Origin of the sequence: Ureibacillus terrenus (assembly GCF_006569205.1) — a bacterium.
Classification (GTDB): Bacteria; Bacillota; Bacilli; order Bacillales_A; family Planococcaceae; genus Ureibacillus; species Ureibacillus terrenus.
Genome location: NZ_VIGD01000015.1, coordinates 42,923 through 55,420, shown reverse-complemented (window position 1 = coordinate 55,420; position 12,498 = coordinate 42,923). Strand labels below are relative to the sequence as shown.

The following is a 12,498-nucleotide window of genomic DNA, read 5'->3' as shown; positions in this document are numbered from 1 at the left end:
TGACTTCCTCCTTATGGATTTTTGTGGTTTGGTCACTTCAAAATTCTACAAATAAGGGGTGAAGTCCTTTTTTATGCTTTAGAAAACCTTATGACTCTTGGGTTGAAAAATGTGCAAAATGCTCAAATAAAAAAACCGCAGAATTACATAGCCTAATTGTTTTGGGCTATATAACCTCTAAGGTTTTCGCTTGGGTTTCTTATTACTTAACCCATTTGTGAAAACAAGAATTTATAATAAAATCTAATAACTTATTAGAATTTCATCATTTTAAAAAAATTACAATATTTTGAATATTAGTAATTTATATTCTAATATGTAATATTTTTTTGTTATTATTTATTTAACTCGAGTTAATTAGATTGCTATAGCAGTCATTAAAAAATTAAATTTCATTTAGAAAATCTAAAGTGGAGGGTTATAATGAAACGTAAATATGTCTTTAAAAATTTAGCGATATTCATGTGTACTATCTTACTAATCTCTACACTTGGATTTGGATTACCACAAGATGCATCTGCAGCAGAAATTGATTATATTGCATTAGAAGAGAATTTACATGAAGAAATCCTTAAGGAAGGAATCCTTGATGAAGAGATTTCAAACCTTTTATCCACAGACAATGATTTATACAAATTTTTAGAAGGACTTGAACAATTACCACCCGGAATTGAAAAACAAGGCCCGAATAAAATTGCAAAGTGGATTACTAATAAAACTGGTGTAGAAGTAATAGTTGAAGGTGAGAATTTAATTGTACCTTCTTTAGAAGATTTTGGTGAAAATATACCAAGTTCAATTTCAAGTGAAATAAATAATGATAAAATTGGTACTATGGGAGTAGTGGACTGTATTATAGCTGTTGGATTAGCAATTGGTTCAGTTGGATTCCCTGCTTCAAAACTTTTAAAATTAAAAAGTGCTTTAAACCTTCTTGGTGGTATTAATAAAACTGTACAAAAAATATATGATCGATATAAACTGTTAAAAAGTTGGAATTATAGAACATCAGCTGCTTGGAAATATTCAATTGAGTATGTTTCAAAAAGTCTACCAAGTGATCTTCGTAATGCATTTTTAGACTTTTTTGGCATAGCGAATATTATTAGGGCATGTACTTAAGGTGAGGAGGATAAAATGAGAAAGCCCGTGATTCCTTCTAATTTAGCTTTTATTCTTCTAGCATTAATTCAACTATATATAATATTTGCTAATTGGGGAGGAGACACTCTAACTATTATTTTTTCTTTTCTAATTTTTATTGGCTGCATAGCTATTTTAATTGTAAGTATACTTTATAAAAAAATATAAAATAATCAAATAAAATACTATAACATAATAAAGCTATTAAATAGTTTTTTCAGTATTTTATAATATAGCTTTTCCAAATAAAAATTGGCTTGGAGGGAAATTTTTTCCTCCAACCTTTTATTTTAGCTTACTTTACATTTGCTATTATTCGACATACACTTTGTAAGTATAAGTATATTTCTAATAGATTTTCGTAGATTGATAATTTCCTCAAACTCATCCTGCGTTATTATCTTTTTACTCATTGCTGTTTGTAAATTACTCTCTAGTTTGCTTAGGCGCGTCAAAGCATTGTTGAAAAACCTATTCTTAACACCGAAGTATAACTGTTTAAATTCAGCAATATTAGCTACAGTGAAAGTAGCATACTTTTGTAAACTATATAACGAGTCCTTCTATCTCCAAAAACTTCGTTTCCTAGTAATTTCGTAAATTTTATCCGTTAATGTTAAAGCAATCTCATATGCTTTAATTTTTTTACATCCATTCCGTTTTTTTCTACTCGAGAGTGTCCAGTGTTTACACGCTAGTTTTAAACTACAAAAGATTATGTGGAATTTTATGCGGTATTATATGGTAATTACATTATGTGTTTTTGTCAATATAAAATTGAGCCAGAGCGATTACATCAAAATTGAGCCACTTACTCATCGGTAACTAATTGAATCATTGGGAATGAGTGGTTCATTTTTTATATAAGTTTCTCACTCTAAATATGTTGCTTTTCCTCTGATTTCTGATGTTTCAAACTTTCCCTGAAATGATAGGATTCGCCATTCAGTAAAAGAGGATATGGGCTTTATGGGTTAAACGGTCCAGTAATGCAGCTGTGATCTTTTCATTCCCAAACAGATTGGTCTATTCAGAGAACGTCTTTGACGTTGTTTTTCCTCCCGGGTTTGCTATTCCGCCTCCAACAATACCAATAGAAACTGTTTATAACTCAGATTCCGTTCTTCCGCTTCCCATGCAATGGAACGGTATTGTTTTCCGATGGTCGGCATTCGCAATTGTTTTACAATATGATTAAGCAAAATTTCCGTATCCACTTCCTCCGACCTCCTGTTAATTGCTCGTATTGCGAAATGTTTGCCCTTTTCACTTTGTAGTTTAATAGATTGACAGGCGTATCCTCTTTGGATAATCATGTAATTATTTTGAGATTTTAAAAACATACTTTTTGTAAAAGTAGGTGTATCATGGAAATATTTATCATAATAAACATATCACAAAAATAAAAGGGAATCTTAGTATAAGGCAAACACTGCTACATCAATATGTCTGCGATTACCACTCAAGTCACGTTGAGTGTGTATCGCAGTTAATTTTAAAATGAAAAATAAGGCAAGATGAGTTTCCTTATCTTGCCTTATTCAATTTTAGGTATAGAAAATCGATAGTAAATAATTGGTGAACCGTCTGCCTTTACCTCGATTCGATCAATCAGACGATGAAGCATATCCTCAGTTAATTCATCAAAATTTAGGAACTGCAGCAATTCTCTTTTTAACTTTTCAAGAGTTTCTAAAGTATTTTCGCTTTCCATTAGCGTAAGAAGTTCATTATGTTGTTTCATTAATTCGTTTAATTCCTTATTTGTTGCTTCAATGCTCTCATGATAGTCATCCTGTGTAATAATTCCATCAGCAAGTAAGTTAATGAATTTTCTTTTTCTATTTTTCAAAACGTCTATCTTTTGATTAATCCTGTTAATTTTCTTTTGAGTTTCTGATTTTGTGCTTTTAGCCTTTTTTTCTATTTTTTTATATATTGTTCTTTATCAATTTGTTGGGTTAGGGATTTAATGTCATTTAGAATCATTTCTTTTAAAACATTCTCTTTTATTGTGTGGGAGGTACAAGCTTTTTTTCCGTGGCGCGCATAAGAGCCACAAATATAACCGTTTCGATTACTGCGATACCACATTCCTGTACCACAGTCGGCACAAAAAAGGATGTTGGTGAAGAGATGCAGTTTCGGTGCTGTAATATATTTTTTTCTGTTTTTAAGTTGATTTTGTACAGCTTCAAATGTTTTTCTAGATATGATGGCTTCATGTGCGTTTCTTATAATAAATTGTTCTTCAACGGGCGTTCTTTTTTGTTTTTAAAAAAATGGTCCATTTTTATGCAATGTGATTCGGAAGAGCTTCATCCTTTTTATTTTCTAATGACTTTCTTATGGCTTGCCTATAAAATTATGTCCAACGAAAGCAAAGCGCTTCAATAAATTAGAAATTCTTTACTATAATAAGAGCAGTGTTGTCATTGGTTGAAAAGATGGAAAATAGGGGATTATATAGAATTAGAACGAAAGGTGTTTAACCTGCACGGAAAAAAGGTAAGGTAATGATTGAACCATCTTCTTCTTTTTATGGAGTGAAAAATGTGAAAAATAAAAAATCTTCCAGTAAAACATTTCAAAATGTGATTGTATTTCCCGGAACAGTGGAACGGCTATTTTCGGAAGCCCTGAAATATATGAAAAATAACCAATTTGAAAAGGCCAACCGGTTTTTTGAAGAAGCGCTGCAATTTGCGGAAGACGATGAGCATTTGATGAGCATATATGCTTATTCATTATATGAATCAAAATCCTTCCGGAAAGCAAAGGAAATTTGCGAGAGGCTTCTTCGGATTGGCCCGGCCATGTATTTTGAAATAATGGAATTATATTTGACCATTTGCATGCAATTAAAAGAATATCATAAGGTTGAAAAAATCATTTCTTCCCTTTTGGATGAAGGGGCGATTCCGGATGAGAAAATTGAACAATTTAAAAGATTGAAAGAATTAAATGCCAATATCAGCGAAAAAATGGGCAAGCAGGACGACAAGACGAGCACGGTCAAGCAATTCGATCCTGAACAGTTTGAACCGGAGCATTTTTTTTCGTTGCATCTTGCGGAACAAGCGGGCAAATTAAACGAGCTGGCCTTTGCAAACATCCGCCCGATTCTCTTACAATTGAAAGAGATTATTGAAAACCGGGATACCCACCCTTTTGTAAAAAGTCTCATCCTAATCTTGATGAAGGAGCAAGGCGTTGACACGGAAGTAGAAGTGGAAAAATTTAACCGGGTTATGTTGGTAAATCCCTCTAAAATTGGGTTGCCAACGGAGTTGACACAATATAAAATGATTTCAAATATAGTAAACGATCAGCTCCAACAAGAGCCATCAATTTTGGAAATGGTTGAAGATATAATTGCAAAACATTCAATTGTAACGTATCCTTTTGAGTGGCTGGATTTTCAGCCGCAGGAAGTGGCCGAATGCTATATTCATTTTGTTCGCCAAATGTTTGGACAACACAGCGAAGGAAATCAGGAAATTCTTGGTTTTATCCGGGAATTAGAAAGCTTTTCAGAACTGCAATAAACATGAAATATGTTGAAACTCTAGCCACTTATGTTATACTAAAATGGTTGTCAAAGTCGTATAAACTTAAAGTTTAAAATATGCAATTTATTTTTGGAGGTATTAATAATATGTCAGCAAAATGGGAAAAGAAAGATGGAAATACTGGAGTATTAACGATTGAAGTTCCTGCTGAAAAAGTAAATAAAGCATTGGATCAAGCATTCAAAAAAATCGTAAAACAAATTACAGTGCCTGGATTCCGCAAAGGAAAAGTGCCACGCAAAATCTTTGAAAAACGTTTCGGCGTAGAAGCGTTGTATCAAGATGCCTTGGAAATTTTGGTTCCTCAAGAATATTCAAGAGCAGTAGATGAAACTGGCATCTTCCCGGTAGATTATCCGGAAATCGGAGAGCTTGACGGTTTTGAAAAAGACAAAGATTTCACATTTACTGCAAAAGTAACGGTAAAACCTGAACCAAAACTTGGCGAATACAAAGGGTTGGAAGTGAAAAAATTAAGCACGGAAGTAACGGATGAAGAAGTGGAACAAGAAATTCAAAATTTATTGAACCGCAAAGCGGAATATGAAATTTTGGAAGACGAACCAATCGCTGAAGGCGATATCGCTTTGATCGATTTTGAAGGATTCATCGGCGATGAAGCCTTCGAAGGAGGTAAAGGGGAAGACTATCCTTTGGAAATCGGTTCCGGCCAATTCATTCCTGGTTTTGAAGACCAATTAGTGGGGGTAAAAGCCGGCGAGTCCAAAGATATCCAAGTAACTTTCCCTGAAGAATATCATGCGGAAGAACTTGCCGGTAAAGATGCGACATTCAAAGTGACTGTAAAAGAAGTGAAAAGAAAAGTGCTTCCTGAATTAAACGATGAATTCGCCAAAGAAGCGGATCCGGAAGTTAATTCGGTTGACGAGTTGCGCAGCAAAATCAAGGAAAGATTGGCTGAACAAAAGAAAAATGAAGCTGAGAGCACGCTTCGCGACGAATTAGTGGAAAAAGCTGCCGAAAATGCTGAAATGGATATTCCTGAAGCAATGATTAATACAGAAATTGACCGTATGATTAATGAGTTTGCTCAACGTCTTCAAATGCAAGGCATGTCGCTTGATCTTTACTATCAGTTCTCCGGCCAGTCAGAAAAAGACTTGCGCGAGCAATTTAAAGCGGATGCAGAAACACGCGTGCGCATTTCTTTGACATTGGAAGCAATCGCAAAAGCTGAAAATATTGAAGTGACCCAAGAAGACATCGACAAAGAACTTGAGAAAATGGCTGAGCAATTCAAAATGGAAAAAGATCAAATCATCACGGCTTTAGGCGGTACAACGGAAATTTTGGAAAACGATATCCGCACGCAAAAAACAGTAGAATTTTTAGTTGAGCATGCCAAAATAACTGAATAATTTTTTGTTTTCCTTTAAAATAGATAATGAGGATAATTGAATATGTTATGAACAAGGTACGGCATAAACTACCGTGCCTTGTTTTATACCGCAAATAAAATCACTACATACTTACAGATAGAAAAACGTTGCATCCGGTACTTCTTATTTGCTAAAGCGCTCAATATCTTGTAAGATTGTTGCTTGAATAGGGGTGAAGCAAATTGTTTAAATTTAATGATGAAAAGGGCAATTTAAAATGTTCTTTTTGCGGGAAACCGCAAGAGCAAGTACGTAAATTGGTGGCTGGACCCGGTGTTTACATTTGCGATGAATGTATCGAACTTTGTTCGGAAATCGTAGTGGAAGAATTGGGTGCAGAAGAGGAAATCAACTTTCAAGATGTACCTAAACCAAAAGAGATCCTGAGCATTTTGGATGAATATGTCATTGGACAAGAACGGGCAAAGAAAGCACTTGCCGTTGCTGTATATAACCATTACAAACGAATCAATTCCAACAGTAAAATAGATGATGTCGAATTATCAAAATCCAACATCATTTTAATCGGGCCTACAGGAAGCGGTAAAACGCTCTTGGCCCAGACACTCGCCAGAATTCTCAATGTGCCTTTTGCGATTGCGGATGCTACTTCGTTGACGGAAGCAGGTTATGTAGGGGAAGATGTTGAAAACATCTTGTTAAAGCTGATCCAGGCCGCTGATTATGACATCGAGAGAGCGGAAAAAGGGATCATTTATATAGATGAAATTGACAAAATTGCCCGCAAATCTGAAAACCCGTCCATTACCCGCGATGTTTCCGGTGAAGGTGTCCAACAGGCATTGTTAAAAATTCTTGAAGGTACAGTTGCCAGCGTTCCTCCTCAAGGCGGCCGCAAGCATCCTCATCAAGAATTTTTGCAAATTGATACGACAAATATTCTATTTATCTGCGGCGGAGCCTTCGATGGAATCGAAAATATCATTAAACGCCGTTTGGGGCAAAAAGTCATCGGTTTTGGTTCGGATATGAAAAATAAAAACGTGGAAGGCGATTCATTGCTTTCACAATTAATTCCGGAAGATTTATTAAAATTTGGTTTAATTCCGGAATTTATCGGCCGTTTGCCTGTAATCGCAACCCTCGAGCAATTGAATGAAGATGCATTGGTGAGAATTTTGACGGAGCCGAAAAATGCTTTAGTGAAGCAATATCAAAAAATGCTGGAATTGGATAATGTGGAATTGGAATTTGAAGAAGAAGCTCTACGCGCAATTGCAAAAGAAGCGATCGAACGCAAGACTGGCGCCCGCGGACTTCGCTCCATCATCGAAAATATCATGCTCGATATGATGTATGAATTGCCGTCCCGTGATGATATCGTAAAATGCATCATTACAAAGGAAACGGTGACGGAGAAAGCGCAACCAAAATTAATTTTAAAAGATGGTACAGAATTGAAGGATTTGAAGGACAATAAAAAAACTTCTGCATAAAGTAGTAAGAAGTATGAATATATAAGGAAACCTTAAGGAGCTGACTGCGATTTTGCGTTTGCATTCTCGTTAGTCAGCTCTTTATAACGAAAGTGTAAATTACATTTTTTTACAAAACTGTTTAGATATTTTATTGAAAAGTTTTTTTATTTCTTTTTCAATAATGAGTTTGTGGAAAAAATGATTCATGGAAATGATGAAATTTAGATCCCTAAACAAAAATTCAGGAATTGCTATGTAAATCCAAGTGAAAACTTCTTATTTTTTCACATACTAATCTTGAGAAGCGGGTGCATTCTTTAAGAAGATAATGGAGGTGAAGGGCCCGCATGACTGAAATAAAGAAAAATGTTCCGCTGCTTCCTTTGCGTGGACTGCTCGTTTTCCCTTCAATGGTGTTACATATCGATGTCGGACGGAAACGTTCAGTCGCAGCATTAGAACATGCAATGATGAACGACAATAAGATTTTCTTGACCGCTCAAAAGGATTTGCGCATAGAACTTCCGGAAAAAGAAGATTTATATATGATCGGCACATATGTCTCCGTGAAACAGATGCTGAAATTGCCGAACGGCACATTGCGCATCCTAGTGGAAGGCATTTGCCGCGGAAAGATCATCAATTACCAAGAAAATGAAGATTTCACGACGGTGGATGTTGAATTGCACGAAGATTCAAAAGAGAAAGACGCCGAAACGGAAGCGTTAATGCGCACCGTGATGAATTATTTTGAAAAGTACGGAAAGGCTTCCAACAAAATCACGATGGAAACAATCCAATCGGTGGCAGATATTGAGGAACCGGGAAGGTTTGCAGACATTGTCGCTTCCCATCTGCCTTTTAAGGTGTCAGAAAAACAAGAAATTCTCAGCATGTTTAATGTGAAGAAAAGATTGGACCATCTCGTCATCCGCCTGCATGATGAACAAGAAGTTTTGGATCTTGAAAAGAAAATCACGTCAAAAGTAAAGCAGGCGATGGAACGTACGCAGAAGGAATATTATTTGCGCGAACAGATGAAAGTGATTCAGGCCGAACTGGGAGAGCGCGAAGGAAAGACCGGTGAAATTGCGGATTTAAGAAAACGGATTGAAGAGTCCGGAATGCCGGAATCCACTAAAAAAGTGGCGTTAAAAGAGTTGGATCGTTACGAAAAATTGCCCGCAGCCAGCGCCGAGAGCGGCGTGATCCGAAATTATATCGAATGGCTTGTGGCGCTTCCTTGGAAAGAGAAAACCGAGGACCGGCTTGATATTAAAGTAGCGGAAGAAATTTTAAACCGGGATCATGACGGTCTGGAAAAAGTGAAAGAGCGCATTTTGGAATATTTATCTGTCCGACAGCTGAAGAATTCCATCCGGGGACCTATCCTTTGTCTGGTAGGACCTCCAGGCGTTGGGAAAACTTCCCTTGCAAAATCGATAGCGGAAAGCTTGAACCGCAAATTTGTGCGCGTATCCCTCGGCGGTGTACGGGATGAATCCGAAATTCGCGGCCATAGAAGAACATATGTAGGAGCGATGCCGGGCCGCATTATTCAAGGCATGAAAAAGGCCGGTACCATCAATCCTGTTTTCTTGTTGGACGAAATTGATAAAATGTCCAATGATTTCAGAGGAGATCCTTCAGCGGCGATGCTTGAAGTATTGGACCCCGAGCAAAATCATACCTTCAGCGACCATTACATCGAAGAGCCGTATGATTTATCGCAAGTCATGTTTATTGCGACAGCGAATGATTTAAGCACCATACCGGGGCCATTATTGGACCGGATGGAGGTTATCTCCATAGCGGGCTACACGGAAATTGAAAAAATAAATATAGCGAAAAACCATCTTATTCCAAAGCAACTAGAGGAAAACGGCCTGAAAAAATCTCAAATCGTTTTCAAAGACGAAGCGATTGTCGATTTGATTCGTTATTATACGCGGGAAGCCGGTGTCCGCGGACTTCAGCGCCAAATCGCAGCCGTTTGCCGCAAAGTGGCTAAAATCATCGTATCGGGAGAACGGAAACGGGTGACGGTCAATTCAAAAACTTTGGTTGAAATGCTTGGCAAGCACAGATATCGCTACGGCCAGGCGGAATTGGAAAACCAAGTTGGTGTGGCAACCGGATTGGCTTATACGTCCGTAGGCGGCGATACGCTGCAAATTGAAGTGTCGTTGACTCCTGGCAAAGGAAAATTATTGCTGACGGGTAAACTGGGAGATGTCATGAAAGAATCGGCCCAGACCGCCCTTTCATATGTCCGTTCCCTATCCGACCGGCTCAACTTGGATGCGGATTATTTCGAACAGCACGATATTCACATCCACGTTCCGGAAGGCGCTGTTCCAAAAGACGGTCCTTCTGCCGGCATTACGATTGCCACGGCACTTGTTTCGGCCATTTCCAATAAACCGGTAAAAAAAGAAGTCGGGATGACCGGAGAAATTACTTTGCGCGGCCGGGTTCTGCCGATTGGAGGACTTAAGGAGAAATCGCTGGGCGCTCACCGCGCCGGACTAAAAACCATTATCATCCCACAGGACAATGAGCGGGATATCGACGATATTCCGGAACAAGTCCGTGAACAATTGACGTTTAAACCGGTGAAAACGGCGGAAGAAGTATTAAAGATTGCCCTGGTTGGAGGGTTTTAAATGAAGGTTAATCATGCGGAAATGGTGATCAGCGCCGTAAAGCGGGAACAATATCCGAAGGACGGCCTTCCTGAATTCGCCTTGGCAGGGCGATCCAATGTCGGAAAATCTTCTTTTATCAATAAGATGGTCAATCGGAAATCCCTCGCCCATACATCGTCGAAGCCTGGAAAAACACAGACATTGAACTTTTATAAAATCGAAAATCAGCTATTTTTTGTGGATGTTCCAGGCTATGGCTACGCCAAAGTATCCAAGAAAGAACGCGAATCCTGGGGAAGGATGATCGAAAGTTATTTGACCGGGCGCAAAGAGTTAAAAGCCGTCATTTTAATCGTTGATTTGCGCCATTCTCCCACAGAAGATGACCGGATGATGTACGATTTTCTCAAATATTATAATCTGCCGGCAATTGTTGTGGCCACAAAATCGGATAAAGTTCCAAGAGGAAAGTGGGAGAAACATAAAAAGATGGTGCGTGAAACTTTGGGTATGGAAAAGGGGGAACCCTTAGTCCTTTTTTCGGCGGAAACAGGGTTAGGAGTGGAAGAAGCATGGGCTGAAATTCAAAAGTTCATGTGATTCCATACATATGAATTCTTGACGGGCAAATTGGAAAGCTCCTTTAATTCCAATTTGCTCTTTTTTTAGCCCAAAAAGAGTAAATTGTCGGAATTTGATGAATAATAAATGGAAAGTGTAATATCATTGAAAATGCATGATTTATTTGTTATTCTTAAATTAGAATTATTTTAATTTAAAAACATGATTCATAACTTTTTCACAATTTAAGTATGGATAGCGCTTTCTTTGTGATAGAATTAAAGTTATGAAATAGTCGTGAGAGGTGTAAAGTTCATGCACACACTAGTTGTCGGCTTGAATTATAGAACTGCGCCAGTCGAAATCCGCGAAAAATTGTCATTTGTTGAAAGCGAATTGCCGCAAGCGATGGCTGCGTTAAAAAACGAAAAAAGCATATTGGAAGATGTAATCGTCTCAACTTGCAATAGAACGGAAATTTATGCGGTTGTCGATCAATTGCATACGGGACGTTATTATATAAAACGATTTTTATCCAACTGGTTCAACATTCCGATAGAGAAGTTTGAACAGTATTTGTATATCCATGAAAGCGATAAATCTTTGGAACATTTATTCCGGGTGGCTTCCGGAATCGATTCGATGATTCTCGGGGAAACGCAAATTCTTGGACAAGTGAAGAAAAGCTTCTTGGAAGCACAGGAAATCGGTGCAACAGGCACGATTTTTAACCGCTTGTTCAAGCAGGCGGTCACATTCGCAAAAAAAGCCCATAACGAAACAACGATCAACGAAAATGCTGTTTCTGTTTCTTATGCTGCCGTTGAACTTGCAAAGAAAATTTTCGGCTCTTTAAAAAATAAGCACGTGACGATTTTAGGGGCAGGCAAAATGGGCGAGCTTGCAATGGAAAATCTTTATGGAAACGGTGTCGGAAAAGTAACGGTCGTCAATCGTACGTTTGAAAAAGCGGTTTCGCTTGCAGAAAAATTTAATGGACATGCAAAATCGATTAAAGAGCTCCAATGCACTTTGCTTGATACGGATATTCTCATCACTTCGACCGGTTCAACTGAATATGTCATCGATTATGAACTCATGCAGTTTGTAGAGCGTTTGCGTAAAGGAAAGCCTCTATTTTTGGTGGACATTGCGGTGCCGAGGGATATTGACCCGCGGGTAGGAGACCTGCCAAACACTTTCTTATACGATATCGATGATCTGCAAGGCATTGTAGAAGCGAACTTGGCTGAACGGAAACGAGCCGCCCGGCAAATTGAGAAAATGATTGAAGAGGAAATCGTGGACTTCAAAGATTGGTTTGCAACGCTGGGCGTAGTGCCGATTATTGCTGCTTTGCGCAAAAAAGCGGACATGATTCAGCAAGAAACTATGAGAAGCATCGAAAATAAAATGCCGAATTTAACAGAACGGGAACGTAAAATTTTAAATAAACATACGAAATCCATCATCAATCAGCTATTAAAAGAGCCGATCCTTCAAGTGAAGGAGATTGCCAACTCTCCTAAAGCCAATCAAAACCTTCAGTTGTATCAGCAAATTTTTGGAATCGAAGAACTTGTACAGGAAGAATTGAAAAACCAGCGATTGAAGGCAGCGGAAAAGGCGAACGTCAAAGAATTTGAGAATCAGCCAAAATTATCATTTTAAGTAAGAAATTTGAGGCGTTTTCGTATCTATGTGGTAAACTATTGATACGGAAACGCTTTAGTTT

The 12,498-nt window shown here is 37.8% G+C and carries 10 protein-coding genes; 7 read left to right on the top strand and 3 right to left on the bottom strand.

Annotated elements, in window-relative coordinates; genetic code table 11:
- Positions 1 to 423: 423 nt before the first annotated feature.
- Positions 424 to 1,122: a hypothetical protein gene (locus tag FKZ59_RS11530; protein WP_141602910.1), complete on the top strand. Its 699-nt coding sequence runs from the start codon at positions 424 to 426 to the stop codon at positions 1,120 to 1,122.
- Positions 1,123 to 2,213: 1,091 nt separating this feature from the next.
- Here FKZ59_RS11530 and FKZ59_RS14785 read toward each other — a convergent pair.
- The 3 genes from FKZ59_RS14785 to FKZ59_RS14980 form a co-directional block, all read right to left on the bottom strand.
- Positions 2,214 to 2,360 (bottom strand): hypothetical protein, encoded by a 147-nt coding sequence (locus tag FKZ59_RS14785; protein WP_181733281.1) that lies wholly within the window; start codon positions 2,358 to 2,360, stop codon positions 2,214 to 2,216.
- 320 nt (positions 2,361 to 2,680) lie between these two features.
- Complete coding sequence (locus FKZ59_RS14985; RefSeq protein WP_246045881.1) at positions 2,681 to 2,995, bottom strand: DUF4368 domain-containing protein; 315 nt, start codon at positions 2,993 to 2,995, stop codon at positions 2,681 to 2,683.
- Between the two features lie 71 nt (positions 2,996 to 3,066).
- On the bottom strand, positions 3,067 to 3,381 hold the full coding sequence (locus FKZ59_RS14980) for a recombinase zinc beta ribbon domain-containing protein (RefSeq protein ID WP_246045882.1): 315 nt from the start codon (positions 3,379 to 3,381) through the stop codon (positions 3,067 to 3,069).
- Positions 3,382 to 3,698: 317 nt separating this feature from the next.
- Here FKZ59_RS14980 and FKZ59_RS11515 point away from each other — a divergent pair, with 317 nt between their 5' ends.
- The 6 genes from FKZ59_RS11515 to hemA all read left to right on the top strand — a co-directional run bounded on the left by FKZ59_RS11515 (position 3,699) and on the right by hemA (position 12,434).
- A complete protein-coding gene (locus tag FKZ59_RS11515; protein WP_141602909.1) occupies positions 3,699 to 4,691 on the top strand; it encodes a tetratricopeptide repeat protein in 993 nt (330 codons plus the stop codon).
- 110 nt (positions 4,692 to 4,801) lie between these two features.
- The gene (gene tig, locus FKZ59_RS11510; RefSeq protein ID WP_141602908.1) at positions 4,802 to 6,094 is read left to right on the top strand and encodes a trigger factor; all 1,293 of its coding nucleotides are present in this window, start codon (positions 4,802 to 4,804) and stop codon (positions 6,092 to 6,094) included.
- 203 nt (positions 6,095 to 6,297) lie between these two features.
- Positions 6,298 to 7,572 carry an ATP-dependent protease ATP-binding subunit ClpX gene (gene clpX, locus FKZ59_RS11505; protein ID WP_141602907.1) on the top strand — a complete coding sequence of 425 codons (1,275 nt, stop codon included), beginning with the start codon at positions 6,298 to 6,300 and terminating at the stop codon, positions 7,570 to 7,572.
- A gap of 329 nt (positions 7,573 to 7,901) precedes the next feature.
- Positions 7,902 to 10,220, top strand: coding sequence for an endopeptidase La (lon, locus tag FKZ59_RS11500; RefSeq protein WP_141602906.1), 2,319 nt, complete (start codon positions 7,902 to 7,904; stop codon positions 10,218 to 10,220).
- Positions 10,221 to 10,802, top strand: a complete 582-nt coding sequence (gene yihA / locus FKZ59_RS11495; protein WP_141602905.1) for a ribosome biogenesis GTP-binding protein YihA/YsxC — start codon at positions 10,221 to 10,223, stop codon at positions 10,800 to 10,802.
- 276 nt (positions 10,803 to 11,078) lie between these two features.
- On the top strand, positions 11,079 to 12,434 hold the full coding sequence (gene hemA, locus FKZ59_RS11490; protein ID WP_141602904.1) for a glutamyl-tRNA reductase: 1,356 nt from the start codon (positions 11,079 to 11,081) through the stop codon (positions 12,432 to 12,434).
- The last annotated feature ends 64 nt before the right edge of the window (positions 12,435 to 12,498 follow it).